The sequence below is a fragment of the Exiguobacterium sp. SH1S21 genome (assembly GCF_004337175.1).
Taxonomy (GTDB): Bacteria; Bacillota; Bacilli; order Exiguobacteriales; family Exiguobacteriaceae; genus Exiguobacterium; species Exiguobacterium aurantiacum_A.
The window spans coordinates 147,720-173,706 of sequence record NZ_SJUY01000006.1 but is presented as its reverse complement, the minus strand read 5'-3'; the positions used below and the strand labels follow the sequence as shown (position 1 = coordinate 173,706).

Annotated in this window: 23 protein-coding genes and 2 riboswitches; of the genes, 18 read left to right on the top strand and 5 right to left on the bottom strand. The window is 53.2% G+C overall.

Annotated features, from left to right (window positions below; genetic code table 11):
- Window positions 1–32 precede the first annotated feature (32 nt).
- From nagA to EVJ24_RS09980, 3 genes are all read left to right on the top strand, one after another.
- Window positions 33–1,181 (top strand): N-acetylglucosamine-6-phosphate deacetylase, encoded by a 1,149-nt coding sequence (nagA, locus tag EVJ24_RS09990; protein WP_131441183.1) that lies wholly within the window; start codon window positions 33–35, stop codon window positions 1,179–1,181.
- Window positions 1,178–1,942, top strand: a complete 765-nt coding sequence (gene nagB, locus EVJ24_RS09985; protein WP_131441182.1) for a glucosamine-6-phosphate deaminase — start codon at window positions 1,178–1,180, stop codon at window positions 1,940–1,942. The genes nagA and nagB overlap by 4 nt, the downstream gene beginning before the upstream one ends.
- A gap of 156 nt (window positions 1,943–2,098) precedes the next feature.
- The gene (locus tag EVJ24_RS09980) at window positions 2,099–3,202 is read left to right on the top strand and encodes an LCP family protein (protein WP_131441181.1); all 1,104 of its coding nucleotides are present in this window, start codon (window positions 2,099–2,101) and stop codon (window positions 3,200–3,202) included.
- A gap of 35 nt (window positions 3,203–3,237) precedes the next feature.
- Here the strand turns inward: EVJ24_RS09980 and EVJ24_RS09975 are convergent, their stop codons facing one another.
- Window positions 3,238–3,966 (bottom strand): GntR family transcriptional regulator, encoded by a 729-nt coding sequence (locus EVJ24_RS09975; protein ID WP_131441180.1) that lies wholly within the window; start codon window positions 3,964–3,966, stop codon window positions 3,238–3,240.
- Window positions 3,967–4,061: 95 nt separating this feature from the next.
- On the opposite strand from EVJ24_RS09975, the gene EVJ24_RS09970 reads away from it, so the two are divergent.
- From EVJ24_RS09970 to lysA, 10 genes are all read left to right on the top strand, one after another.
- Entirely contained in the window at window positions 4,062–5,222 is a 1,161-nt protein-coding gene (locus EVJ24_RS09970) for an alanyl-tRNA editing protein (protein WP_131441179.1), read from the top strand.
- Complete coding sequence (locus tag EVJ24_RS09965) at window positions 5,216–5,644, top strand: GNAT family N-acetyltransferase (protein ID WP_131441178.1); 429 nt, start codon at window positions 5,216–5,218, stop codon at window positions 5,642–5,644. The genes EVJ24_RS09970 and EVJ24_RS09965 overlap by 7 nt, the downstream gene beginning before the upstream one ends.
- 77 nt (window positions 5,645–5,721) lie before the next feature.
- Window positions 5,722–5,902, top strand: a riboswitch (Lysine riboswitch).
- Window positions 5,903–6,016: 114 nt separating this feature from the next.
- The gene (locus EVJ24_RS09960; protein WP_070328972.1) at window positions 6,017–7,216 is read left to right on the top strand and encodes an aspartate kinase; all 1,200 of its coding nucleotides are present in this window, start codon (window positions 6,017–6,019) and stop codon (window positions 7,214–7,216) included.
- Window positions 7,217–7,228: 12 nt separating this feature from the next.
- Window positions 7,229–8,224 (top strand): aspartate-semialdehyde dehydrogenase, encoded by a 996-nt coding sequence (locus tag EVJ24_RS09955; protein WP_131441177.1) that lies wholly within the window; start codon window positions 7,229–7,231, stop codon window positions 8,222–8,224.
- Between the two features lie 12 nt (window positions 8,225–8,236).
- Window positions 8,237–9,118 (top strand): 4-hydroxy-tetrahydrodipicolinate synthase, encoded by an 882-nt coding sequence (gene dapA / locus EVJ24_RS09950; protein WP_131441176.1) that lies wholly within the window; start codon window positions 8,237–8,239, stop codon window positions 9,116–9,118.
- A complete protein-coding gene (gene dapB / locus EVJ24_RS09945) occupies window positions 9,115–9,864 on the top strand; it encodes a 4-hydroxy-tetrahydrodipicolinate reductase (RefSeq protein WP_131441175.1) in 750 nt (249 codons plus the stop codon). Before dapA ends, dapB begins: the two co-directional genes overlap by 4 nt.
- Entirely contained in the window at window positions 9,842–10,549 is a 708-nt protein-coding gene (gene dapD, locus EVJ24_RS09940) for a 2,3,4,5-tetrahydropyridine-2,6-dicarboxylate N-acetyltransferase (protein ID WP_070328832.1), read from the top strand. Before dapB ends, dapD begins: the two co-directional genes overlap by 23 nt.
- 46 nt (window positions 10,550–10,595) lie before the next feature.
- A complete protein-coding gene (locus EVJ24_RS09935; RefSeq protein ID WP_131441174.1) occupies window positions 10,596–11,522 on the top strand; it encodes a branched-chain amino acid transaminase in 927 nt (308 codons plus the stop codon).
- Between the two features lie 13 nt (window positions 11,523–11,535).
- Complete coding sequence (alr, locus tag EVJ24_RS09930) at window positions 11,536–12,624, top strand: alanine racemase (protein WP_131441173.1); 1,089 nt, start codon at window positions 11,536–11,538, stop codon at window positions 12,622–12,624.
- Window positions 12,594–13,886 carry a diaminopimelate decarboxylase gene (lysA, locus tag EVJ24_RS09925; RefSeq protein ID WP_236637627.1) on the top strand — a complete coding sequence of 431 codons (1,293 nt, stop codon included), beginning with the start codon at window positions 12,594–12,596 and terminating at the stop codon, window positions 13,884–13,886. Before alr ends, lysA begins: the two co-directional genes overlap by 31 nt.
- A gap of 99 nt (window positions 13,887–13,985) precedes the next feature.
- On the opposite strand, the gene EVJ24_RS09920 is transcribed toward lysA, so the two are convergent.
- Window positions 13,986–14,597, bottom strand: a complete 612-nt coding sequence (locus tag EVJ24_RS09920) for a hypothetical protein (protein ID WP_131441172.1) — start codon at window positions 14,595–14,597, stop codon at window positions 13,986–13,988.
- A 186-nt stretch (window positions 14,598–14,783) separates the two neighbouring features.
- On the opposite strand from EVJ24_RS09920, the gene EVJ24_RS09915 reads away from it, so the two are divergent.
- Entirely contained in the window at window positions 14,784–15,332 is a 549-nt protein-coding gene (locus EVJ24_RS09915) for a nitroreductase family protein (protein ID WP_070328837.1), read from the top strand.
- 428 nt (window positions 15,333–15,760) lie between these two features.
- On the opposite strand, the gene EVJ24_RS09905 is transcribed toward EVJ24_RS09915, so the two are convergent.
- Window positions 15,761–16,297 carry a gamma carbonic anhydrase family protein gene (locus EVJ24_RS09905; RefSeq protein WP_070328839.1) on the bottom strand — a complete coding sequence of 179 codons (537 nt, stop codon included), beginning with the start codon at window positions 16,295–16,297 and terminating at the stop codon, window positions 15,761–15,763.
- A 119-nt stretch (window positions 16,298–16,416) separates the two neighbouring features.
- Here EVJ24_RS09905 and ade point away from each other — a divergent pair, with 119 nt between their 5' ends.
- The 3 genes from ade (at window position 16,417) to EVJ24_RS09890 (ending at window position 20,467) form a co-directional block, all read left to right on the top strand.
- Complete coding sequence (gene ade, locus EVJ24_RS09900; RefSeq protein ID WP_131441171.1) at window positions 16,417–18,126, top strand: adenine deaminase; 1,710 nt, start codon at window positions 16,417–16,419, stop codon at window positions 18,124–18,126.
- Window positions 18,127–18,243: 117 nt separating this feature from the next.
- Window positions 18,244–18,516 carry a hypothetical protein gene (locus EVJ24_RS09895; protein ID WP_070328841.1) on the top strand — a complete coding sequence of 91 codons (273 nt, stop codon included), beginning with the start codon at window positions 18,244–18,246 and terminating at the stop codon, window positions 18,514–18,516.
- Between the two features lie 69 nt (window positions 18,517–18,585).
- Window positions 18,586–18,761, top strand: a riboswitch (Lysine riboswitch).
- 113 nt (window positions 18,762–18,874) lie between these two features.
- Window positions 18,875–20,467 carry a Na+/H+ antiporter NhaC family protein gene (locus EVJ24_RS09890; protein WP_131441170.1) on the top strand — a complete coding sequence of 531 codons (1,593 nt, stop codon included), beginning with the start codon at window positions 18,875–18,877 and terminating at the stop codon, window positions 20,465–20,467.
- A 110-nt stretch (window positions 20,468–20,577) separates the two neighbouring features.
- Here the strand turns inward: EVJ24_RS09890 and EVJ24_RS09885 are convergent, their stop codons facing one another.
- The gene (locus tag EVJ24_RS09885) at window positions 20,578–22,206 is read right to left on the bottom strand and encodes a peptide ABC transporter substrate-binding protein (RefSeq protein ID WP_070328843.1); all 1,629 of its coding nucleotides are present in this window, start codon (window positions 22,204–22,206) and stop codon (window positions 20,578–20,580) included.
- A 225-nt stretch (window positions 22,207–22,431) separates the two neighbouring features.
- Between EVJ24_RS09885 and EVJ24_RS09880 the strand changes: the two genes are divergently transcribed.
- Complete coding sequence (locus EVJ24_RS09880; RefSeq protein ID WP_131441169.1) at window positions 22,432–23,835, top strand: basic amino acid/polyamine antiporter; 1,404 nt, start codon at window positions 22,432–22,434, stop codon at window positions 23,833–23,835.
- 42 nt (window positions 23,836–23,877) lie between these two features.
- Here the strand turns inward: EVJ24_RS09880 and EVJ24_RS09875 are convergent, their stop codons facing one another.
- A complete protein-coding gene (locus EVJ24_RS09875) occupies window positions 23,878–25,920 on the bottom strand; it encodes an EAL domain-containing protein (RefSeq protein WP_131441168.1) in 2,043 nt (680 codons plus the stop codon).
- Window positions 25,921–25,987: the final 67 nt, after the last annotated feature.

Genomic DNA, 25,987 nt, shown 5'->3' with positions numbered 1-25,987 from the left:
GTCGAGAATAGTAGTGAAAGGGTGGATGACTGATGATGGTGATTATTAACGCACACCTCGTTTCTGGACAGGAGACGTGGGAACGCGGTTATGTTCGGATAAACGGGAAAACGATTGAAGCGGTCGGGGCGATGGCTGACTATGAGGCTGGAGATGAGACAGTGATCGATGTCGCAGGAAAACTCGTGACACCGGGCATGATTGATATACATGTCCACGGGGGTTATGACGTCGACACGATGGATGCGGACCGAGACCGGTTACGTTTCCTCAGTCAATCGATGCTCGCCGAAGGAGTGACCTCGTTTTTTGCGACGACGATCACGCAGTCACCGGAAGAAATCACCAAGGCGCTCGAGTCTGTCCGAGACGTCATCGAGTCAAACGAGACGACGGTTGCCGGTATCCATCTAGAAGGACCGTTCGTCAACGTCGAGAACGCGGGGGCTCAACCGGCAGAATATATTATCGATCCTGACGCCGAACGGTTTCGCATCTGGCAAGACGAGGCGGGCGGTCACATCCGACTCGTCACGTATGCACCGGAACGTCCTGGCGCACGAGAGCTTGAGCGAGTAATGATTGAATCGGGTGCCATCGGCTCAGCCGGTCATACGAATGCGACGTTTGCCGAGAACAAAGCGGCTGGCGTGAAGCACGGCACACATTTATACAATCAAATGCGCGGGCTGCACCACCGTGAACCGGGGACGGTCGGTTACTGCCTGTTAGAACGGGACGTCATGGTTGAAATTATTCCAGACGGGATTCACAGCCGTCCCGAGATGGTCGATTTCGCGTATCGCTTGAAAGGCGCGGACGGTCTCGTCGTCATCACGGATGCGATGCGGGCGAAAGGTCTTCCGGACGGGCGTTACGAGCTCGGGGGACAACCGGTCATCGTCGAGGACGGCGCGGCGCGGCTTGAAGCCGGTAACTTGGCTGGAAGTGTGTTGACGATGGACGCGGCGTTCCGCAACATCATCGCCTTCACCGGGTGCACGATTCAAGAAGCCGTGAAGATGACGTCCGCGAACCAAGCCGCGGAGTTCGGCTTGAGTAAAAAAGGATCAATCGCAGCAGGGTTTGACGCTGATCTCGTCATCTGGGACGAGTCATTGACGGTCGAGAAGACAATTCACCAAGGACGCATCGGATTTGAGAAGGAGGACGTGAAATGAATATATTAGTAGCGAAGACACCAGCGGACGCTGAACAGATTGCCTATACGCTCATTAAAGAGAGGTTGGCCGGGAAACGGGAATTCGTACTCGGGCTGGCGACGGGGAGCACGCCGGTCGGGATGTATAAGATGTTCAAGCAGGACCAGCTCGATTGCCGCCATGTGACAAGCGTCAATTTGGACGAATATATCGGGCTTGCTCCGAGTCATCCTCAAAGCTACTATCATTTCATGGAAGAACGTCTGTTCAACGATGTTCCGTTCAAAGAAAGCCATCTTCCGCGTGGTGACGCAAAAGATCCTGATGCTGAAGCGGAGCGGTATGAACAGCTCGTCCGATCAATCGGTGTCGATCTTCAACTGCTCGGGATCGGTGAAAACGGGCATATCGCGTTCAACGAACCGGGGACGGCGCTCGATGCGAAGACGCACGTGACAGCGCTCACCGAGTCGACGCGGGAGGCGAATCGCCGCTTCTTCAATGCAAGCGAAGAAGTCCCGACGCACGCGATCACGATGGGACTCGATACGATCATGAACGCGCGCGAGATCGTTCTCGTCGCAACGGGAGACCGAAAAGCGAACGCGGTCCATCACATGATCGAGAGTGTGCCGTCTGTCGATTGGCCCGCGACGATTTTGCAGGCGCATCCGAGTGTCACGATCGTACTTGATACCGAGGCGGCCTCACAGTGCGCGCAAGCTTTACAGGCACGCGGAAGCGAAGCAGCCGCACGGTTCTTCTCGATCCGCTCATAACCGTTCAACCTGGGGACGCATGTCCCCAGGTTTTTTTGGTTGCAATTATGGGAAATTGTATGGAAATGAGTTTGTCATCAAAACGTTTTCGACAAAACTCGAGGATTCCTCTATAATAAGTGAAGCTCGTATCATTCGACCGTGAAGGAGAAAAACATGAACTCAAGAACCCAGGCGCGTAGACGGCGTAAAGGTCCGTCTACGTTTTATAAAGTGTTCAGCTCGCTGATCCTCATTGCCGTCATCGTCGGCTCTAGCATGTATGGGGCGGCTTTTTATAAAGCGCACAACATGTTGTCCGGCACACAAGTGACGCTCGAGGACGACCCGACGATCGAACCGACCCGGTTTGATAAAGAGGACACCGAAAGTTTCCTCGTGCTCGGGACCGACCTCTCCCCACAAAAGAAAGCGCGAGGGGAGTTCGGTCGTTCTGACGTCATGATTGTCGTCATTTTGAACAAGAAAGACAAGCAGACGACGATGCTCAGCATTCCGCGAGACTCGTACGTCAATATCGATTACACAGGATTCGATATCCCTTACGGTAAGACCGGTCTCGATCAAGACAAAATCACGCACGCCTACTATTTCGGATCGATGGACGAGTCGAATCCGAACAACGGCATGCGCATGTCGACGAATACAGTCGAAGACCTAGTCGGTGTTGAAATCGACCACGTCGTGTCGCTCAACTTCCAAGGCTTCGTCGACTTCATCGATGCCGTCGGCGGCGTCGAAATCGACGTTCCGTTCTCGTCTGAACAGAAGAGTTATGACGCATCCCGTGAAGCCGTCCAAGTCGAAGCCGGCCTTCAGCAGCTGTCGGGCGAAGAAGCACTCGCTTATGTCCGAAACCGCTATGACGACCCGCGCGGGGACATCGGACGCGGCCAACGTCAAATGGAAGTCATCAACGCTGTGCTCGAGCAGTCGCTCGGCACGTCATTGATCAACAACTATGATAAAGTGCTCAAAGCGGTCGGTGACAATATGCAGACGACGCTCGGACCGAACGACTACATGCGTTTGATTGAAGACGTCGGTGCCCTTAACAACACGGTGCAATATCAATTGACCGGAGAAGGCGCGCGTGGCGATGACGGCCACTTCTATTACTTCTTGAACGAGCCGTTGCTCGACGAGGTCCGGTACCGTGTGCAACAAGCGGATTCCGGCAACGAAGTCGAAGCGATGACGGAGACGGAGCTCGAGTCTTATATGCTCGACCCGTCCGGCATCACATACGAAGCCCAATAAAAAAATGGTTTGCCCTCAGCGGGGCAAACCATTTTTTAGGTGCGTTCCATTGCGACAGTGAACGAATACGCATCGCCGCGGAACAAAGAACGACTGTATTCGAACATGTCGCCGTTCTCGAGATACGTCCGTTGGTCGATCAATAGGACGGGCGCGTTCGGGGAGATGGTCAACAGCTTCGCTTCAACAGGTCCGGCGCTTCGGGCTTCGAGCGTCTGTGTCGCGTTTTTCAAACGCAGGCCGGACTGTTCGGCGAACTCATAAATCGAGCCGACGGCATCCGTCTCGGTCAGTTCGGGCAACAAGGCGACCGGGATATAGGCGGTCTCTAAAGCGAGTACGTCCTCGTCGGCGAGTCGGAGACGCTTCATCTCATAGACCGGCGTACTGGCTGCGACATTCAATTTTTGCGCGATTTTATTCGAGGCCGGAATCGTGTCGAATGACAATAGACGGCTGAACGGACGCATGCCCCGGTGCTTGATTTCTTCTGAAAAACTCGTCAAACCGGACAACGCCATCGTGATCTTTTTACTGGCGACGAACGTACCACGTCCTTTTTGACGGCTCAAATAACCGGCGTTGACGAGGTTCGTGATCGCCTGGCGCACCGTCATCCGGCTGACGTTATACCGCTCCGAGTATTCCCGTTCAGACGGGATCGATTCGCCGGGTTGGAGCTCACCAGCATCTATTTGTTGCTTTAAATAAGCTTCGATTTGATAATAAATAGGTAGCGGGGACTTTTTATCAATCTGTAACATACATATCGCTCCTGACCTAAGGGTAAGTGTTACTTATTATAGACCAAATCAGACTAGTTGTCTGAACATATCATGCAGAAAAGGTGGCGACCAATATGAACTCATGGCAATTTGAAACGAAGGTGACAGCGCAGCGGGAAGATGAGCGGGGCACGTGGATCGCACTTGCAGAAACACATTTTTACGCGGAAGGTGGTGGACAACCGGCCGATACAGGGACGATTAGCGGACAAGCCGTTTTAGATGTACAACGTGACGACTCGACCGTGTGGCACCTCGTCAACGAGCCAATCGACGAAGCAACGGTAGTGATCGGTCAAATCGACGCAGCGACACGTCACGACCACTCGATCCAACATACGGCGCAACACGTGCTGACGGCCTTGCTTGAAGACCGATACGGTATCGAGACGCTCAGTTTTGGGATCAGTGCTGACGATTCATCGATCGAGATCGCGGCCGAATCGTTCGATTGGGAGTTAATCGAAACGTTAGAACGTGACGTTCAGCAGATCATCTTCGACAACCGACCGATTCACATTTTTGAATTACAGGATGACGAAGTCGAACATGACCGGTTACGTAAAGCGACGGATCGCACCGGCACGATTCGGATCGTCGAAATCGATGGACTCGATTATAACGCTTGCGGAGGGACGCATGTGTCGACGACCGGCCAGCTCGGGATCATTAAAGTGACCTCGATGAAAAAAGTACGGGGGAACGTTCGTTTGACGTATGTCGCAGGGATGCGGGCACTAACGGTCATCCAATCTTCGCGCACTGCGCTACGGGCGATCCATCAAACGTTGTCGACGACGAACGAGACGGTCGCGGCCCGTGTCGCCGAAGAGCGGACGGCGCGACTCGAACGTGAAAAAGAAGTGAAGGTGCTCGAGGCCCGGGTCGCCAAGGCAAAAGTCGCAGCATTCTTACAAGAGGACAATTACGTCATCACACACGTCGGCAAGACCGAGGCGGAGACGCTCACGACGATGATCGTCGAACGGATCGCGGCGACCGGACGGATTGCCGTCGGTGCCAATCATACCGGACAAAAACTGTTACTCATGCATGACGGGACGCATGACATCGCCATCGGCAAGTTTTTAAAACGGACGTTAGACGACCTTGGCATCGGTCGGGGCGGTGGCAGTCATAAACAAGCCCAAGCCCGCTTCGAATCGATCGTCGACCTAGAACGGGCCACGGCAGAAGTCGTCAAACGGCTACAGGAAGGAGTGGTGTCATGTTGACGATTGAACACGGCAACGACACGTCGCTCATCGAACGAGCCCGTTCCGTACGGGAGGTTGTCTTTATCGGCGAGCAAGGGATTGACCCGGCGCTCGAATATGACGACCTCGATCCAGTCTGTATCCATTTTGTCGGGATGATAGACGGGGAGCCCGTGACGACGGCACGGATGCGACCGATCGGAGACGGTGTCGGCAAAGTCGAACGCGTCGCCACGCTCGCATCGGCGAGAGGGAACGGATATGCGAAAAAGCTGATGCTCGAAATCGAGGATGTGGCGCGCGAGAGCGGGCTGCATGAGTTGAAGCTCGGCGCTCAACTGACGGCGCTCCCGTTCTATGAACGGCTCGACTATACGACGTTCGGTGACGAGTTTTTAGACGCCGATATCCCGCATCGGATGATGAAGAAGTCGTGGTGATTATTTTTAGAAAGTTTCTTTTTTTCTAAAAAAAGGTTGGCAAGCCGGGAAGCATTTGTTATAACTAAAACTAACAACTGACAGATAGAGGTTGCGAATGACATGAGTAAGCTTGATTGAAACGGACGCATTCCGGATCGAGCCGAAAGGGGAAATTCGCCGAAGTCAACGTTCGCATGCGTACGAACGAAGGCTGGGGTAGTCGTGAACAACGCCTACACTGCCATGGATGAAATGCCATGGAGCGCTATCTACGGAACGATTTTTTAATCGTTTTTCAACTGCGCGTACAAGCGGCAGACCGTAGGGAGAGTGCTTCCTACCGGTCTGCCGCTTTTTCTGTTGGTCGACATCATGAAAGTGGGGAACCTGATGACAACCGTACTAAAATTTGGAGGAAGTTCTGTTGCCACAATCGAACAGATTCAGGCAATTTCTGAATATTTACAGACACGAGTCGTCGCTGGCGAGAAACTCGTCGTCGTCGTCTCCGCGATGGGGAAAACGACCGATTCGCTCCTGTCACTCGCAAAACAAATTACAGAGCGTCCGATGATTCGTGAGCTCGACCGCTTGCTCGCCGTCGGAGAAGAACAGACAATCAGTCTACTCAGCATCGCCTTGAACTCACGAGGCGTCGCCGCCATCTCGCTCACGGGGCAACAGGCCGGGATCGACACGATGGGCATTCACACGAAAAGTAAAATCAAAGCGATCCGGAAAGAAGTGTTGGAAGAAAGGCTTAGAACGAATGACGTCGTCATCGTTGCCGGCTTCCAAGGCGTCAACGAGTTCGGGGATGTGACGACGCTCGGACGCGGTGGTTCGGATACGACAGCCGTAGCACTTGCCGCTGTCCTCAGTAAACGTTGTGAGATTTATACGGATGTCGCCGGTGTCTATACGGCCGACCCGCGTATCCATAAAACGGCACGGCGCCTAGATACCGTCTCGTATGACGAGATGATGGAAATGAGCGCGCTCGGATCTAAAGTGATGGAAATGCGTAGCGTCGAGCTGGCCAAAAAATATGATGTGAACATTTTTGTAGGGAAGACGCTATCGAGCGAAGGAGGAACATGGATCATGGATATGACACAGGCGATGGAACAAAAAGCGGTGACGAGCGTGAGCGTCGTGAAAAACGTGCTCAGCGTCTCGATCAAACATATTCCGCATTCAGTGGCAGGGGTTGCCGATATTTTCGAGAAGTTGTCACAGCGTCACGTCAATATCGACATGATCAGTCAGACAGCGTTCGACGGTGAAGTGTTCCTGTCGTTCACTTGTCCACTTGACGAGGAGGCGTTCCTCGAAGAAGCGCTCGCCGAACTGACGGAGGCGTTCCCACAAATTAAAATCGACCGTCATACCGAACATGCGAAAATCTCGGTCGTCGGCATCGGCATGCGCGACGCGACCGGTGTCGCAGCCGGATTGTTCGCCACGTTCCGTGAGAGCGGAATCCCGTTCTATCAAGTCACAACTTCAGAGATCAGCATCTCTTACACGATTAACGATCAAGACGTTGAAGCGGCGGTCGCGGCCATCGCGGAGCGTTTCCATTTATAAGGGGGAGTTACCATGTACAACGTTGCCGTCATCGGTGCTACAGGCGCCGTCGGTCAAAAAATGATCGACGTGCTCACAGAATATGAGTTTCCAATCAACGAACTATTACTATACGCGTCAGCCCGCTCGGCTGGGAAAACAGTCGAAGTGAACGGTCGCGCCGTCGTCATCCGTGAACTGTCGGACGCGATTTACGCAGACGCGATCGACATCGCCTTGTTCTCGGCCGGTGGTAGCATCAGTGAACAGTATGCACCGCGTTTAAGTGAACAAGGGGTCATCGTCATCGATAACTCGAGCGCGTTCCGGATGCAAGCAGGAATCCCGCTCGTCGTACCAGAAGTGAACCGAGTCGAACTGGGCCCGGACAAGATGCTCATCGCCAATCCGAACTGCTCGACGATCCAATCGGTCGTCGCCCTCGCACCGCTCGCAGAAGTGTACGGATTGACACGCGTCGCCTATACGTCTTACCAAGCCGTCTCCGGTTCGGGACAAAAAGGCATCGAAGACCTCGAACGGGGCGCCCGCGGTGAAGAGCCGCAAAACTACCCGTATCCAATCTACGATAACGTGCTGCCGCATATCGATGTCTTCCTCGAGAACGGCTACACGAAAGAAGAACAAAAGATGATCGACGAGACACGCAAAATTTTGAACGCACCAGAATTAGGTGTGACGGCGACGTGTGTCCGCGTCCCGGTCCGTAACAGCCACGCCGTCTCGATCACGGTCACGCTCGATCGTGAAGCGACGCTCGCGGAAGTGAAGGCGGTCCTCAGTGACGCGCCAGGCGTGGTCCTCATGGACAACCCGGGCGAACTCGTCTACCCGACACCACTCGATGCGAACGGGACGGACGAAGTGTACGTCGGTCGCGTACGTCGCGACGAGTCGCAACCGAACACGTTCCATCTCTGGTGTGTCGCCGATAACGTTCGCAAAGGGGCGGCAGCGAACGCCGTTCAAATCGCCCAGTGCATGATCGGGCAAGTCGCTACGAAATAAGGGGGAAATCATATGTTCACAGGAGTCGCTACAGCACTCGCTACACCGTTCCAAACGGACGGTCAGTTAAATCTAACAGCGTGGGAAGCATTGATTGAAGATCAAATCAAAGAAGGCGTCAGCGGTCTTGTCGTCGGGGGGACGACAGGCGAAGGGATGACGATCACGGACGAAGAGTTCGAGACGCTCCTCACGAAGGCGATCGAAGTCGCCGCCGGTCGTGCCGTCATCATCGCCGGGACAGGATCGAACAATACGGCGTTAAGTATCACGAAGACGAAACGGGCGGCAGAACTTGGTGCCGAGATGGCGATGGTCGTCACGCCTTACTATAATAAGTCGACCCAAGCGGGGTTGATCGCCCACTTCACGGCGATCGCCGACGCGTCACCTATTCCACTCATGCTCTACAATGTCCCGTCACGGACAGGCGTCGCCCTCGATCCGGCAACGGTCGGTGAACTCGCCGAACACCCACAGATTGCTGCGTTGAAAGAAGCGAGCGGGGACATCTCGGTGATGGCGCAGATGATGGCCCACTTGCCGGAAGGTTTCCCGGTCTACTGCGGAAACGACGACCAAATCCTGCCGTACATGGCATGGGGCGCCCAAGGTGTCGTCTCGGTGCTCTCGAACGTGTATCCGGGAGCGACGGTCGCGCTCGCCGAAGCGCTTCTCGCCGGAGATTTAGAGACGGCCCGCACATGGCAGATCCGCTTGCTTCCAGTCATCGATGAACTGTTCGCCGAAGTGAACCCGATCCCGGTCAAGGCGGCGTTAAACGCACGCGGCTTCGAATTTGGCTCGCCGCGCCTCCCGCTCGTTCCGATGAGCGCGACGGCCGAGGCACGTCTGTTGTCGGCGATGGAGCAGTTTAATGAGGTGAGACAGTGAACTTGTTAATTCACGGATACGGCGCGATGGGGCAGATCGTTGAAGAAGTCGCGCTCGCTCAAAACTTGAACGTCGCGGCCATCGTCTCACCGGCGGGCGGGGATCATCCCGTTTCACTGAAAGAAGTTGACGCCGCGATCGACGTCGTCATCGACTTCTCGAACCCGGCGCTGCTAGATGACGTGCTCGCGTTCGGGAAAGACAAGCAAATCCCGCTCGTCATCGCAACGACGGGCTTCTCGGAAGCGGAACTGGCAAAGATCGAGGACGCATCGAAACAGATCCCAATCTTTCAGTCGTATAACACGTCTTACGGGATTGCACTGTTGAAGCAGTTGCTTGACCAGCTCGTGCCGCTCACGCTTGGTTATGATATCGAAGTGATCGAAGCGCATCACCGTAAAAAAGTCGACGCGCCGAGCGGGACGGCTGAACTGCTCGCCCGTGCCATCGAGGCGAAGCGGGACGTGACGCCGGTGTACGAACGTGCGTCACACCGTGAGGCGAGAGGTGCCGACGAACTCGGCATGCACTCGGTTCGCGGCGGTACGATCTTCGGTGAGCATACGGTGCTCTTCGCCGGAGACGATGAAATGCTTGAATTAAAACATACGGCCTTGTCGAAACGCGTCTTCGCGAACGGGGCACTCGCTGCGGCGGCGACAATTCTCGACCGCCCGGCCGGATTATACAATTTAACGAACCTATACGAGGAGGCCACTCATGTTACTCACAAACGCTTATGAAATCGCACAATACATTAAAGATGCCAAGAAAGAAACGCCAGTCAAATTGTACGTCAACGGTCAGTTGGCAGGTCTAACAATCGAAGAAGCAAAAGCATTCGGAACAGACGAGTCGAAATTATTCCTCACGACGGCTGAACGTGCGGCTGCTTTCCTTGAAGCGAACGCGTCAGTCATAACCGACTCGCACCTCGAGTTCGACCGCCGCAACAGCGCCGTGCCGATGCTTGACACGACGAAGTTGAACGCCCGCATCGAACCAGGTTCGTTCATCCGTGACCACGTTCAAATCGGCAACAACGTCGTCGTCATGATGGGGGCGGTCATCAATATCGGCGCCGTCATCGGTGACGGGTCGATGGTCGATATGAACGCCGTCATCGGCGCCCGCGGCACACTCGGTAAAAACGTCCACCTTGGCGCTGGCGCCGTCGTCGCAGGTGTCCTCGAGCCGCCTTCAAAAGATCCGGTCATCATCGAAGACGGGGTCATGATCGGTGCAAACGCGGTCATCTTAGAAGGTGTCCGTGTCGGCGAGAATGCGGTCGTCGCAGCAGGAAGTGTCGTCACAGTCGACGTCCCGGCAGGAAGTGTCGTCGCCGGCACGCCAGCCCGCGTCATCAAGCAAAAAGATGAAAAAACAGCAGAAAAAACACAACTAGTGGATGACTTACGCTCCCTGTAACGTATAATAGACAGAAAATATCAAAAGTGAATGGGAGAGTTGAACAATGGAACAATATGGACAATGGATGTGGAAAGACGGGGCTTGGATCGAACCGAGTGACGCGAACACGAGTATCATGACGCACGCGATCCACTACGGTAGCGGGTTCTTCGAAGGAATTCGGGCGTATCACACAGAGGAAGGTCCAGCCATCTTCCGACTCCGTGAACACTTGGAGCGACTCGTTCGTTCGTGTGCTTACTATCACGTCGAACTACCGTACACGGTCGACGAGCTCGAACAAGCGACGATCGAATTGATCGAACGCAACGGCTTTGAAGCGTGTTACATCCGTCCATTCGTTTTCCTCGGCACACCTTGGCAGGCACTCATGCCGACGCAGGAAACGAAAGTACACGTTGCCATCTCATGCTGGCCGCTCGGCGAATATTTCAGCAAGACGGTCGGTATCCGGGCGAAAGTCGCGTCATACCGCCGTGTCTCGTCGACGATGATGCCGATGCAAGCGAAAGCGGCAGCCAACTATATGAACTCGCAACTCCTTAAAGGAGAAGCGGTCCGAGACGGGTATGACGAAGCGATCGCCCTCGACATGAACGGAAACGTCAGCGAGGCGAGCGTCGCCAACATCTTCCTCGTCAAAGGCAATAAAATCTTCACACCGTCACTCGACTGTTCTGTCCTCGACGGCATCACGCGTCAAACGGTCATCGATCTTGCCCGTGAAGAAGGGTTCGAGGTCATTGAGCGCCATATCGGACGTGACGAATTGTATGTAGCAGATGAGATCTTCTTAACGGGTACAGCAGCTGAAGTGACGAGTGTCATCGAAGTCGACAATATCTCGATCGGCGGCGGGGTTCAGACGGTCGCAACGACTATGCTCGCCCGTTACCGCGAGACCGTGACGGGACAAATCCCGGCACACCGCGATTGGATTACGTTCGTCAAAGAAGCAGTCAAAGAATAAAGGAGCAATGTGTATGGGAGTCACAATTGACTTAAACGCGATTCGCGAGAACAAACGTCGGATCGAGGCACTCGGCCGACCGGTGTTTGCCGTCGTGAAAAACAACGCCTATAACTTAGGGATGGAGCCAGTTGTGACGACATTGTACGCAGAAGGGGTGCGTCACTTCATGGTGACGACGCTCGACGAGGGGAGCGAGGTCCGGGTGCATGCGCCCGAGGCGAACGTCCTCGTCATGAACCCCGTTTACGAGTGGTCGGCCGTGCATCGTGACGGTTTAGACGTCGCCATCGGTTCGTACGATTGGCTCGTCTCACAACGCCATGAGCTCGACGGCGTCCGTCTTCATTTGAAGCTCGACGTCGGCATGAACCGGTTCGGTGCGAAGACGTTCGAAGAAGCGCTCGCCATCTTAGCGTTCTGCCAAGATGAAAAGCTCGACCTCGTCGGTTTATGCACACACTTTCCGCTCGCCGACGCCGATAACGCCGAAATCGAGCACAGCGTCCATGTCGAACGGTTTGCCGACTGGTCGACGCGTCTGATCGAACGGCATTCGTTTGAAGTCGTCCATGCCGCCAACAGCGCGGCGACGCTTCAAGCCGATCCGCGTCTCGGGCACTGCACGCACGTCCGGGTCGGAATCTTTCTCTATGGCTACTCATCGGTCGAGGCGGTCGATTGGCTCGTCCCGGCGTTTCATTGGGAGACGGAAGTCGTTGCCGTGCACGACATCGAGGCCGGCGCACACGTCGGCTACGGGACGGGCTACACGGCACCGTCGAAAGAGCGGATCGCCGTATTGTCAGTCGGATATGGCGATGGCTTGATGCGGGCCCGCCGGCATTTGCCGGTCCACATTAATGGACGGGCGTTCCCGTTCGTCAGCAATATTTTCATGAGCCACAGCTTCCTCCGTGTCGACGAGACGGTTCAAATCGGTGACCGGGTCGAGCTGTACGGTAATGAGACGAAGATCGATGACGTGACCCGGACCGGGCACGCCAACAACTCGGAACAACTATGCGCACGCTCATGGCGTGTCCCGCATCGCTTTGAAGGAGGCATTTTATGTACACCAGCAACCAATCCGTTTGTATGATCGAGGGCGTATCCGTCCAAGAACTTCAAGCGACGTACGGGACACCGCTCTATATCATGAGCGAGCCAGAACTTGAAACTCGGCTCGGGCTCGTCCGGAGCGCATTTTTAGATAAGTATCCGAACACGTACGCGCTCTATGCGTCAAAGGCGATGTCGATCGCGGCCGTGTATGAGAAAGTCATGACGGCGGGCTTGAGCATCGACGTCGTCTCACGCGGTGAGATGTTCGTCGCGCTCCATGCCGGTGTCCCAGCTGACCGGATTCACGTTCACGGGTCAAATAAGACGGTGCAAGACATCTCGTTCGCGCTCGAGAACGGCATCAGCCATTTCACGATCGACAACATGCGTGAGATCGGTCTGCTCTCGGGTCTCGCCGTAAAGCATGATGTCGATGTCGACGTCTTGCTCCGCATCGTCCCGCAAGTCGTCGGAGGCGCCCACGAGGCGATCCAGACGGGTGGGGTCGATACGAAGTTCGGTTTCCCGACGCATGACGACACGTATCTCGAAGCGGTCCGGGAAACACTCGCGGCGGAACGTCTTCATCTGAAAGGGATCCATTGTCACGTCGGGTCACAGATTCAAGAACCGACGCTGTTCATCAATACGGTCAAGACGATGGTCAACTTCATCGAGACGATTCGTCGGGAGACCGGCTTTACGGCTGATGTGTTGAACATCGGCGGTGGCTTCGGCGTCGCCTATCTCGAGACGGACGACCCGCTCGACTTTGCCGCTACGATGACGCAAGTGATGGATACGCTCGTTTCAGAAGTGGAGCGATTCGGTCTACCGCTCCCGAAAATTGGCATCGAGCCGGGACGTTGGCTCGTCGCCAACGCCGGTGCGACGCTGTATGAAGTCGGGACGGTCAAAGACGTGAGCGGTGTCCGCACATACGTCTCGGTCGACGGCGGCATGACAGACAACATCCGCCCTGCCCTCTATGATGCCGAATATGACGTCATTGCGGCGACGCGGATGGATGAAGCGAAGACGCTTGAAGCGAAGATCGTCGGGGCATGCTGCGAGTCGGGAGACATCATCTCGAACCGTTCGCTCATCCCGCCGGTCGAAGCCGGGGATCTTCTCCTCGTCAAAGCGACAGGCGCCTATAACTTCTCGATGGCGAGCAACTATAACCAAATGCTCCGCCCGGCCGTCGTGTTCGTGAAAGACGGGACACATCGTCTCGTCGTCCGCAGACAGACACTCGAAGACTTGGTCGCGTGTGAAGTGATTGGACAATCGACATAATTTTGTAGGTAGATAAAGAAAAGGGGTTCAGTCATAAACACGACTGAACCCCTTTTCGTATGAACGACCGATGCGACTTTATCGAGTCGATCTATCAGGTTAATCTAGTTGTGCGTTGACTTCCGCTTCATAACGATCAACGAGCTCGTTGTTGTCGTCTGTCTGGTACTTCTTTTCCAACTCAAGTTTCAACTTTAGCCAAATCGTATTCTTTTCATAAAGGTCTCGATCGAACTGATGATTTAGTTGTTGCAGCGACAAGCCGAGGGCGCTCGCGTAGGCGAGATGACTCGGTAAATCACTCCGGTCCGGTCCTTGTTGAATGTAACGGTCAATTTCTTCTTCCGTTACGTGAATGTTGTACTGCTCTTTTGCGACCATTTTCCATGCGATGTCATGCTTCATCGCTTCCGTTGAGAGCGTGATGACTTGTTCATCCGTCAAGTCGGTTTCATAATACAGTTTCTCTTGGGACAATGTCCGAATTACCCACTTTCGAAGCGGTTCCTCAACGTCGAACTTGTTTGCTTCGGTGATGACGTCGTCAAACAGTGCTTTATAATCGTCGAACGTGAAATCGTCTACGATTTGGCGTTGTTCTTCTTCGCTCTTCATGTCAATCGTCAAAGGTGACGATGTCGCGGATTGACATGCTGTTGTAAAGATGACGAGCGAGAGCGTACATAATAGAAACGATTTGAGTGGGGTCACGGTGATCCTCTCCTTATCTGCATCGTCTTCAAACATAGTACAAGTTTCAATCAAAAGAACAATCTAGTCATTTCTATATACGGGACGATGAGCTATCAAGTTCCCATGCTTTTCGGTCAAATTGCTACACGTGAGAACCGTTTTCACTTATGATGAAAAAGACTACATCAGGGGAAGTGATTTCTAATGGAGAAGACAGTCGGACAACAGTTGATCGAGTCGCGGCGGACGATTCGGATGTTTGTAGAGGAACCGCTTGATACGGCATTGCTGTATCAGTTGCTGACATCGGCCCACCAAGCGCCGTTTCATAACAAAGTCGAGCCGTGGAATCTTTATTTGTTCAATGGAGACGGGAAAGGCGTGTTGTTAGACGCGCTCGAACCGGCGTTTCAAGACGGTCCTGAGGCCAAGCGAGAGAAGATTACCGGACGGATCCGCAACGCGGCGGCGTGTGTGTACGTGACGACGAAGCCGTTTGAGACGGAGAAAGGGCAAAAGGATGCACTGCTCGCGACGGCGACGTTCATCCAGAACTTCCATTTGCTCTGTGCCGAGCAAAACATCGGGCTCGTCTGGCGGACGGGCGGTATCTTCGAAGACGCTCGCCTGCAGGAGATGATCGGGGCGGACGGGGAGACGTTCGTCGGTCTGCTCCAACTCGGACGATTTGAAGACGTTCCGCCGACGAAGGCGCGGCAGTCGCTTGATGCGTGTTTGACGATCTTCGAGTGAACATGAAAAAGCTCGAGCACGGCGTGGCCGCACTCGAGCTGGATGTATAAACAGGCTGAGACGTTTAAAAACGTCTCAGTTTATTTTTTGAGCTTGCCAGCAAGCCAGTTTTGAATGACATTCGTCGGAATCATGGTAATTATTTTCCCCCAGTTTGAGTTTCTTCTTCTATGTCATTATCCGATTGCATTCGTTCCCAAACCTCTCGATGTGTACCTTTTAGCGTATCATCGAACGAATCATCGATGTGAAGGCAATAGCTCGGGTTAATGGACGAGGCGTACAGGTCTAACATGAGTTGTGCATGGTTTGGATACATACAATTGGCCCCTTTCAACACGTCGGCTTGACTACATCCTCAGTATACAAGGGAAACATGAAGAAAAATCGGGGTAATCGTTAACAATTTATGAATCTTGTAAACGCTTTCACAAACTTTGTGTCGGTGTTAACGGTTCACACGTGTTCAAATACTGCTCGGCCCGCTTCGCATACTTGTTGACGGTCCGTTCCATGATGAAGCGGTCTTCGTCATTGAGCGGACGGACGACTTTGGCTGGGACGCCCATGACCATGACACCTTCCGGAATTTGCATATTCGGTGTGACGAGGGCGCCGGCGGCAACGAACGAGCCTTTCCCGACTTTGGCACCGTCAAGCACGGTCGCATGCATCCCGATGAGACAGCCTTCCTCGATCTCACACCCGTGAATCATCGCCATGTGACCGATCGAGACACGGTCATGGATGATTGTCGGTGATCCTTCGTATTGATGGATCATCGACCCGTCTTGAATATTGACGTAAGCGCCGATCTGGATCGGACCCTCGTCTCCACGGATGACGGTGTTGAACCAGACGCCGGAATGGGCTCCGATCGTGACGTCACCGATGACGTGGGCGCCAGGCGCGACGAATACCGTCTCGTCGACTTGTGGGATCAGGTCTCCTAATTTGTATTGCATATGTGTAACCCCTTTCAATTAGATATGCTTTCATTGTCGCACAACTACAAAAAGAAATTGCGCCCGAAAGATTATTCTTGATAAGATAGGTAAAATACGTTGCAAAAGGAGACAGACAGATGGAAAAACAATATTTGATCGACATTGCCGCCAAGAAAAAGAAAGCGGCGGTCGTCTTTAAGGACGTAGCGGTCATCGACGTCTATAGCCGCGAGACGATTCGCACCGATGTCGCCATCGACTCGGGCTATATCGTCGCCATCGGGGAAGGTTACGAAGGGGAGACGGAATATCATGACCCATCTTGGACGCTCGCTCCGTCATTCATCGACTCACACGTTCACATCGAGTCGTCGATGGTGCCTCCGCATGAGTTTGCGAAAGCGGTCCTGCCGCTCGGTGTGACGACCGTCATCGCCGACCCGCACGAGATCGCGAACGTCAACGGTGCGCTCGGGATCGAATATATGCTTGCCGATGCGAACGGGTTGCCGCTCGACGTCCGGATGATGCTCCCGAGCTGCGTCCCGGCGACGCCGTTCGAACATGCGGGCGCCAAACTGTACGCCGAAGACCTTGCGCCATTTTTAGGAGACCCAGGGGTGCATGGTCTCGGGGAAGTGATGGATTATCCATCGGTCGAAGCCGGAAGCGAGGACATGCTCCAAAAAATCGCACAAACGGAACTCGCGGGAAAAGTCGTCGATGGTCACGCGTCAGGTCTCAATCCTGATCAGTTAAACGTGTACCGGACAGCTGGCATCATGACCGACCACGAATGTACGACGGCAGAAGAGGCGATTGAGCGGGTCCGTCGTGGCTTTTACGTCCAGATTCGCGAAGGCTCGGTCGCGCGGAACGTCGAGAAAGTGAGTCGGGCCATCACCGAAAGTAATGCCCACCGCTTCTTGTTCTGTACGGACGACAAGCACCTCGATGATCTCGTGGCAGAAGGTGGTATCGACTATAACATCCGCATGGCAATCCGTCAGGGCGTCAAGCCGGAGACAGCATACGCCATCGCCAGCCTTCATGCGGCCGAAGCATACGGCTTGAAAGACGTCGGTGCGATCGCGCCGGGCAAGAAAGCGAACTTTGTTATCTTGTCAGACGTCGAATCGGTTAACATCGAAACCGTCTACGTCGATGGTGAAGTAGTCGCTCGAGCGGGGAAAGCCACGTTCGAGGCCGAAGGAATTGAAGTGCCGAAGCCGATGAAAGGTGAGCTCAAACTCCCGGACCTGACAACTGACTCGTTCCGCCTGCCGATCAAGGAAGAAGCGGTCGACGTGATTCAAGTGTTGCCGAACAGCCTGTTGACGAAGCGTGTCCGCCACGTCTTCAATCCGGATGAATCGGGCGCTGATCTTAACGAGGACATCGTGACGCTTGCCGTCATCGAACGGCATCATGGGACGGGCCATATGGCGCTCGCACCGGTGACGGGCTTCGGACTCAAACGTGGTGCGCTCGCAGCGACGGTCGCCCACGACAGCCATAACCTTGTCATCGCCGGTGTCAGCCCGGAAGACATGTTACTGGCTGCAGAGACGCTCGAGAAGGTCGGTGGCGGTGTCGTCGCCGTCTCGGAAGGGGAAGTGCTTGCTGTCTTGCCGCTCGAGATTGGGGGGCTCATGACGAGGCGTCCGTATCATGAAGTCGCAGACGTGCTCGAACAGCTGAACGACGCACTTGACGTCGTCGGGGCTCACCGTCACTTCAACCCGTATTTGACGATGTCGTTCCTGGCGCTTCCCGTCATTCCCGACTTGAAATTGACGGACATGGGACTGTTTGATGTGACGACGTTCTCATTTATCGAAAATTGACTCGGTCTAACGTATGATTTTCGTAAAGACCAACCCGAAACGATTGAATGCGTGCGCTTAAGTTGATATAGTTACAACAAGTTTCATCGGTACAAATTGAAAGGGGGGATATAACAGATGGAACAAGTTGCTTACAACCGGTCGTATGATGAACATGAGGATTTGATCAATTCTGTGTATCGTGCCTTCAAGGACCGATGTGAAGAATTGCCTAGCGAGACGCAGACGAAGCGACGGTTGCGCCGTCTTATTTTATTGACGATCAAAGATCATACGTCATCGCATGCCGAACGGTTCGTGCTTTATCATTTCTTTAGTGATTTCTTTAAAGCCGTTGAGTCAAACGACCAAGCCGCGCTCGCTGTATTAAAACAAATCGTCCGTGACTAAAAAAACTATTGATATGTTACTGTAACCTATGATAATTTAGACGTAACTTTAAATGAATATTCGTGCTATCGATGAGGTAGAGGTGCGATGCTGATGAGTAAGTAGTCCGAGGATGACAACGGTGAAGACTACAGAAAGGCAGAATCGCCGAAGTGTAAAGTCATGTCTCTGACTTTATGCTGGGCTGACGGGAAACACCCGTCAGACTGCCATACATATATTACGTATGGAGCGCTCCAAGTCGGCTAAGAAAGACGGAACATCCAGCGAGGGTGTCGGCTTTGTTGCCGATGCCCTCGCTTTGCGTTTTTTTAAGCATTGGGGGGCCTCATCTCAAACAGAAGAGGAGGAAATCAGCATGGTAGATTATTCAACATCGGTACTTTCGTTAGTACCGGCACTACTCGCCATCATTATGGCGATCACAACAAGGAAAGTCATTCCGTCACTCGGTGTCGGGATCATCGCAGGGGTCTTGCTCCTTCATAGCTTCAATCCGCTTGAATCGATTCAGTACTTATGGTCGAACGTCATCGCCTTGTTCTGGGCAGATGGGGCCATAAATGAATGGAACGTGCTCTTGATCGCGTTCTTGCTCTTGCTTGGTATTTTATCGTCAATCATCCAAACATCGGGCGGTGCTCGTGCGTTCGGTGAATGGGCGGCTTCTAACGTCAAAACGGCGCGCGGCGCGCGCCTCGTCTCGTTCGGTCTTGGAATCTTGATTTTCATTGATGACTATTTCAACAGTCTCGCCGTCGGAAATGTCAGCCGTCCGCTTACGGACCGGAAAAACGTTTCGCGTGCGAAGTTGGCTTACATCATTGACTCAACTGCCGCACCTGTCTGTGTCATCAGTCCGCTGTCAAGTTGGGGCGCTTATATCATCGCCATTATCGCAGGCATCTTAGCGAAGTACTCGATTGATAGTTACTCATCGTTCTCAGCGTTCATTCAAATTATCCCGATGAACTTTTATGCGGTGTTCGCGTTGATGTTGACAGCGTATGTCGCTTTCACAGGGCTTGCCATCGGACCGATGCGGACGCACGAGCTACGCGCGCTTCAAGGCGAGCTCTACGACGTGTCGAAAGGTGCGCCGATGGGAATGAGTGAAGACATTAAGGAGCATGATGGCGGGAAAGTCCGCGACTTGATCGTCCCAATCATCGTCTTGATCATCGCGACCGTCTCGGCCATGCTTTACACAGGTGGACAAGCGCTTGCTGCTGACGGTCAAAGCTTCTCGCTGCTCGGAGCGTTCGAATCGACGGACGTGACGCGTTCACTCGTTGCCGGTGCGGTCATCAGTTTGATCGTGGCGTTCTTGCTCCTCGTCGGTCGCAAGATTCCAGCTGTGGACTACGGTCATGCAGCGTGGGCCGGTATCCGGGCCATGTGGCCAGCCGTACTCATCTTGCTGTTCGCTTGGACGATCATTGCCGTCATCGGGGATATGAGAACTGGTGATTACTTGGCAAGCTTCGTCACAGATACGATCGCGGCGTCATACTTGCCGCTCATCTTGTTCGCGATCGCCGGTCTCATGGCGTTCTCAACAGGTACGAGCTGGGGGACGTTCGGTCTCATGCTACCAATCGGTGCTGATTTGATCATGGCAGTCGACCCAGAGCTGTTGCTCCCGACACTTGCCGCTGTGCTCGCAGGTGCCGTGTTCGGTGACCACTGTTCACCGATCTCGGATACGACGATCCTCAGTTCGACGGGTGCCGGGTCGCACCACATCGACCACGTGTTGACACAACTCCCGTACGCGTTGATCGCGGCAGGAGTGTCGGCGGTCGGTTACTTGGTTCTTGGGATCACAAGCTCGATGTGGATTGGATTCTTCGCGGCGTTTGCGACGTTCGTCGTCGCGCTGATCGTCGCTCAAGTCATCTCGAAGCGCGGCCAAGTGCCGGCAGAGATGCGTGCTGAGCGTGAAGCGTAAACAGCTCGTCCAACAATCCGAAAAGATGTGTGTCACGTGATTCGTGACACACATCTTTTTTGTATGGAATATAAAAACAAATCCTGCCGCTATGCGACAGGATTTGTTTTTTAGTTAACGTCCAACCACTTGAAGCTAGCGTCAGCTCCGAACGGATGGCGGTACATGTTTTGAATGTTTGAGCGTTCGAGGTAAGCTTCACCTTTTTGGTAGATCGGTGCGATCGCGAAGTCGTCTTCGAGCAGGATGCGTTCAGCTTCTTGCATCGTCTCCCAACGCTTCATTTGATCAGCTTCTTTCTTCGCACTTTGGATCAACTGATCGTACTCATCGTTCGAGTATGCCATCCGGTTGAACGGACCGTCTGTGATCCACATGTCGAGGTACGTCATTGGATCCTGATAGTCAGGGCCCCAGCCGGCAGCAGAGATATCATAGTCGCCTGCACCTTCAAGCTCGAGGAAGTTTTTGAACGGCTGTTGTTTGATGTTAAGCGTGAGTCCAGGCAAGTTCTTCTCGAGTTCACCTTTGATGTACTCGTTGACTTTCTTGAACGCTTCTTCATCACGTGAGAGGAACTCGAGTTCGATCGTCTCGACGCCGAGCTCGGCAAGTCCTTTATCCCAGGCAGCTTTCGCTTCGTCGACGTTGTAGCTTTGAAGATCAGGATACTTCTCGCGGAAGTCAGCTCCGTCTTCCGTGAACGTGAAGTCTTTAGCGACGATGAAGTTGGCCGGCTGTGAACCGTCTGTCAAGATGACGTCAGTCACGCCTTGCTTGTCGAAACCTTTCGCCAACGCTTCACGAATATTCACGTTTTGGAGTGCTTCATTCTTTTGGTTGAAACGAAGGAAGTTGATCCGTGCGTCAGCACGTGTTTTAAACTCTTCTGCTTCTTGGAATTGTGGAACGAATTCAGAAGATAAGAGTGTATAGTCGACTTCACCTGACTCGAACAAGTTGACGCCGGTCGCGACTTCTTTGACGACTTTGACGTTGATCGTGTCCATCTTGACGTTTTCAGCATCCCAGTAATCCGGGTTCTTTTTATAAACCCAACCTTCGTTGTCTTGCCAGCTATCAAGTACGTATGGGCCGTTGTAGAGCGTTTTATCGACGGCCGTCGCGAACGACTCGCCTTGTTCTTCGACGAACTCTTGTTTTTGCGGCATGTACGTCGGGAATCCTGTCAACCCGAGGAAGTATGGAGCCGGTGCTTCCAATTGAACTTCAAGCGTCTTCTCATCGACTGCTTTCGCACCGAGTGAATCGAGTTCAGCTTCGCCGCCGAGGATTTTGTTGGCGTTCTTCAAGTCTTGAAGGATGTATGCGTACTCTGCACCCGTTTCAGGGTTGAGGGCACGTTTCCAAGAGTAAACGAAGTCTTCAGCCGTTACTGGTGAGCCGTCTGACCAGTTGGCGTCACGTAATTTAAATGTGTATGTAAGACCGTCTTCCGAAATCTCGACGTCCTCAGCGATACCTGGTACTGGTTGGTTGTTCTCATCAAGACGATACAGTCCCTCGAAGACGTTGTTCGTCACGATGATCGATGTCGAGTCGGTCGTGAGTGTCGGGTCAAGCTGTGGCAAATCAGTTGCCGAAACGAGCGTGACTTCTTTTTTCGCGTCACTTGATGACGATCCATCCGACGAATCTGTTGCCTCTTCTCCACCGCCACACGCTGCTGTAGCAAGCAAAGCGACACCCGATAAAGCTAACCATTTTTTATTCCGCATTGTCTTACCTCCCGAAAATTCTGATTGTTTCGAATATATTGCAATTAAACTACAAACAGAATGAATGCGCAATAAAATTTTTTAAATTATCCGAAAATATAAACATTACTGAAACAACTATCTAAACGTTCCTTTATTCAGTAGAATGAGAAAATCATCGGATGTTTATACACTATGTGTGTATAGTTATTCGATAAAAGTTGAGTGTTTTTTGGAGGTTTTTAAATGAAGTCACAATCAGCCGGAATCGGCTTTTTCGGGCTCGCTGCCATGGTCGTCGGGACGATGATTGGCGGAGGAGCTTTTAACTTACCAGGCGCGATGGCCCAAGGTGCCGGGGTCGGATCAGTGATGATCGGCTGGACCATCACTGGGGTCGGTATGATTATGCTGGCGTTCGTATTCCAATTTTTAGCGGATTCACGTCCTGAACTTGAAGGTGGGATTTATGCCTACGCCAAAGAAGGGTTTGGGAAATTCGTCGGATTCAATAGCGGCTGGGGTTATTGGATGTCCGCCTGGATCGGGACGGTAGCGAACATCACGCTGATCTTTAGCACGCTCAGTTACTTTTTCCCGATTTTTTCAGCAGAGCATCGATTGTTCCGGTTAGTGATGAGCGCGTTTTTGATTTGGGGGCTGTTCTGGCTCATCTCTCGAGGGATGAAGGAGGCGGCGCTCTTGAACATCGTCACGACGATCGCGAAGCTCGTCCCGATCTTCTTGTTCATCGTGCTCATTTTGTTTGCGTTCCAGATTGAGACGTTCCAAATCGATGTTTGGGGCGAGTCAGGTTTCAGTTGGTCGCACGTGTTTCCCCAAGTGAAATCGACGATGCTCGTGACGCTTTGGGCGTTTGTCGGCATTGAAGGCGCGGTCGTCTTATCGTCGCGGGCGCGCAATAAGCGCGATGTCGGGCGGGCGACGGTAATCGGCCTCATCGGGACGCTGTTGATTTACATGATGATTTCAATCTTCTCCTTCGGCGTCATGACGCAAGAACAACTCACGGCGCTCCCGGAACCGTCGATGGCGTACGTGCTCGAAGCGGTCGTCGGTCCGCTCGGTGCGACGATCATCAATATCGGTCTGCTCGTGTCGCTCGCTGGGGCGTTGCTCGGGTGGACGATATTGGCGACAGAGATCTCCTACGTGGCGAGCCGGGACGGTGTCTTCCCGAAATTGTTCAATCGGCTCAATCGAAATGATACGCCGGTGAGCGCCTTGTTCATCACGCAAGCGTTCACGCAAGCAGTCACGGTCATCGCCTTGTTCTCGGAACAGACGTACTTGGTGCTCTCGAGCATCGCCGGTATCGCCGCGCTCGTGCCTTACTTATTCTCGGCTTTGTTCGGCTGGAAAGAGGCACGGCGGACTGGTGTTCGGAAAATGGTCCTCGTTTCGAGTGTCGCCTCGCTCTACGCGGCATGGTTACTCTATGCATCCGGGATTGAATACATGCTCATCGCAATGATTTTGTATGCGCCGGGAATCTTCGTTTTCATGCTCGCAGAACGGGAGCAAGGACGGAAGTTCCTAAGCGGGATCCAGTATGCGATTGCTACTGTCATCATCCTCGCGGCGACTTATGGTGTGTACGGACTATGGACGGCTGCGATTAGCCTCTAATCAAAAGAAGCACCGGTCGTCGAGATGACGGCCGGTGCTGTTTTATGTCTCGTTATTCGTGAGCAACCGGACGACTTGGTCGGGTGCCATTGGTTTGGCATATAAAAATCCTTGGAACGAGTCGCAATCGGTCTCTTTTAAATGGTCGAGCATGATTTGGTCTTCGACGCCTTCGGCGACGACGTGAAGGTTCAAACTCTTGCCGAGGTGGACGATGACGTCGAGCAAGTGAGACTTCGACGTCAACCAGTCGTCGAGGAACACTTTGTCGATCTTCAGCTCGTCGACCGGGAACGATTTCAAGTATTGAAGCGACGAGAAGCCGGTTCCAAAGTCGTCGATCGACAGGCGGTAATCGAGCCGTTTGATTTGATTCATCCGAGCGATGGTTTCCTCCGTCTGTTGCATGACGAGACTTTCCGTGATCTCGAGGATGACGTCGGACGGGTTCAAGTCGAGTTGTTGCTTGATATTTCGGAGCGTGTTGATGAAACTCTCGCTGCGGAACTGATTCGGTGAAATATTGACCGCCATCGATAGAGGATGATTGACGAGCGGTTGCCACGCCTTCAGTTGCTTGGTGGCCTCAAGAATGACCCAGTTGTTGATCGGGACGATCAGCGCCATCTCTTCAGCGAGCGGGATGAACTCCGAAGGCGGGATTTGCCCGAGTTGGTCGTGGTGCCAGCGCAGTAACGCCTCAAATCCAATCAGCTTATCCGTTTTCAAGTCGAACTTCGGTTGGTATTCGAGATAAAAGTGTTTTTCTTCGAGCGCTTGGTACAGCGCTTTTTCGATATGGATTTGTCTTGAGAACGCATCGTCCATGTCCTTCGTGACGAATTGGATCGTCCCGACACCGATGCGCTTGCCTTTGAACAAAGCGCTCTCGGCCCGGGTGTACAGCTCGTCCAACGAATTAGTGGCCGACGGATAGAACACGCAACCAATCGAGATTGATAACATGATCGAATGATGGTAAATCCGGAACGGTCGTTGCAGTTCGTGTTGCAGTTGACGAAGCAGCTGGAACACTTCTTCTTTTGATTGTTCAAAGAAAAGAATACCGTACAAGCCGCCCGAAGGATGGAACATGACACTCGACTGGGGCAGGAAGCGTTCAGCCCGGTCTTTAATTTGGAGCAACAGTTCATTGCCGACGCGTGAACCGAACGACTCGTTGATAATTTTGAACCGATCGATATCGAAGAGGGCGACGTGCAACAACCCGTTATGTTCTTTCACGTCAGTAAGTGAGTGCGCATATTGGCGCAAGAGCCCTTTTTTATTTAACAGTCCGGTCAAATCGTTGTGATAGGCGAGGTAGTTCACTTCTTGTTCGAGACGTTTCTTATCAGACACGTCGAAACCAAACGCCGTGTATTGGGCGATTTCGCCGTCTTCACTTAAAATCGGTACAATCGTCAAGTTGAGCCAGCAGATGTTCGTCACATGTCGTTGCGATCGAATCGGCATCTCGCCGTTCCAAATTTGATCGGTCGTGAGCGCTTGACGCACCACACCTGCAATCGGATCATCTTCAAAGGATGGGTGAATGAGTTCAAACCAGTTACGACCGATGAATTGTTGGTCAGGTGCCCCGATCAAGTCGCACAACAGCGGATTGATCTCGGTGATCTCGCCACGAGCGTTGGCTGCCAAATAATAAGTCGAATGCTCGATCATCGCTTGGAAGTGGTGGAGCAGGTTGAACTGCTCGGTGCTGATGAGCGGACCGAAGCCTTTCGGTAGGAAGGCTAAAAAATAGCCGTTGACGTCGTTGATCGAAAAAGTTTGTAAGTAAGCGGTCGCATAGACGACCGAGCCATTTTTATGTTTAAACGCCGTCAACGCCGTCGTCGAGAATGGATATTGAAGGAGCAATGGTGACCACGTTTCAAGCGCCTGCTCTAAATGTTGGACGACGGGTAATGCGTGGTGAAGTACCTCGTCACGCTCCCAACCGAACAGCGTCTCCGCTTGTTCGTTCCAAAGAAGGACGGTGCCGTCAAAATCGATGTAACAGCATGGGATCGATAGGGCATCGATGAACGTATCAATCGGCAAATCACGCAATGAAGTCACACAAATTCCTCCAATCTACATCAAATAAGTCATACTATACGTTCAGTGTACCTTATTTTCCCAACTC

What these genes read in the sequence shown, in the direction of transcription:
- nagA (WP_131441183.1), top strand. Translation starts at nt 33, where the DNA reads ATGATGGTGATTATTAACGCACACCTCGTTTCTGGACAGGAGACGTGG.
- nagB (WP_131441182.1), top strand. Translation starts at nt 1,178, where the DNA reads ATGAATATATTAGTAGCGAAGACACCAGCGGACGCTGAACAGATTGCC.
- EVJ24_RS09980 (WP_131441181.1), top strand. Translation starts at nt 2,099, where the DNA reads ATGAACTCAAGAACCCAGGCGCGTAGACGGCGTAAAGGTCCGTCTACG.
- EVJ24_RS09975 (WP_131441180.1), bottom strand. Translation starts at nt 3,966, where the DNA reads ATGTTACAGATTGATAAAAAGTCCCCGCTACCTATTTATTATCAAATC.
- EVJ24_RS09970 (WP_131441179.1), top strand. Translation starts at nt 4,062, where the DNA reads ATGAACTCATGGCAATTTGAAACGAAGGTGACAGCGCAGCGGGAAGAT.
- EVJ24_RS09965 (WP_131441178.1), top strand. Translation starts at nt 5,216, where the DNA reads ATGTTGACGATTGAACACGGCAACGACACGTCGCTCATCGAACGAGCC.
- EVJ24_RS09960 (WP_070328972.1), top strand. Translation starts at nt 6,017, where the DNA reads ATGACAACCGTACTAAAATTTGGAGGAAGTTCTGTTGCCACAATCGAA.
- EVJ24_RS09955 (WP_131441177.1), top strand. Translation starts at nt 7,229, where the DNA reads ATGTACAACGTTGCCGTCATCGGTGCTACAGGCGCCGTCGGTCAAAAA.
- dapA (WP_131441176.1), top strand. Translation starts at nt 8,237, where the DNA reads ATGTTCACAGGAGTCGCTACAGCACTCGCTACACCGTTCCAAACGGAC.
- dapD (WP_070328832.1), top strand. Translation starts at nt 9,842, where the DNA reads ATGTTACTCACAAACGCTTATGAAATCGCACAATACATTAAAGATGCC.
- EVJ24_RS09935 (WP_131441174.1), top strand. Translation starts at nt 10,596, where the DNA reads ATGGAACAATATGGACAATGGATGTGGAAAGACGGGGCTTGGATCGAA.
- alr (WP_131441173.1), top strand. Translation starts at nt 11,536, where the DNA reads ATGGGAGTCACAATTGACTTAAACGCGATTCGCGAGAACAAACGTCGG.
- lysA (WP_236637627.1), top strand. Translation starts at nt 12,594, where the DNA reads ATGTACACCAGCAACCAATCCGTTTGTATGATCGAGGGCGTATCCGTC.
- EVJ24_RS09915 (WP_070328837.1), top strand. Translation starts at nt 14,784, where the DNA reads ATGGAGAAGACAGTCGGACAACAGTTGATCGAGTCGCGGCGGACGATT.
- EVJ24_RS09905 (WP_070328839.1), bottom strand. Translation starts at nt 16,297, where the DNA reads ATGCAATACAAATTAGGAGACCTGATCCCACAAGTCGACGAGACGGTA.
- ade (WP_131441171.1), top strand. Translation starts at nt 16,417, where the DNA reads ATGGAAAAACAATATTTGATCGACATTGCCGCCAAGAAAAAGAAAGCG.
- EVJ24_RS09895 (WP_070328841.1), top strand. Translation starts at nt 18,244, where the DNA reads ATGGAACAAGTTGCTTACAACCGGTCGTATGATGAACATGAGGATTTG.
- EVJ24_RS09890 (WP_131441170.1), top strand. Translation starts at nt 18,875, where the DNA reads ATGGTAGATTATTCAACATCGGTACTTTCGTTAGTACCGGCACTACTC.
- EVJ24_RS09885 (WP_070328843.1), bottom strand. Translation starts at nt 22,206, where the DNA reads ATGCGGAATAAAAAATGGTTAGCTTTATCGGGTGTCGCTTTGCTTGCT.
- EVJ24_RS09880 (WP_131441169.1), top strand. Translation starts at nt 22,432, where the DNA reads ATGAAGTCACAATCAGCCGGAATCGGCTTTTTCGGGCTCGCTGCCATG.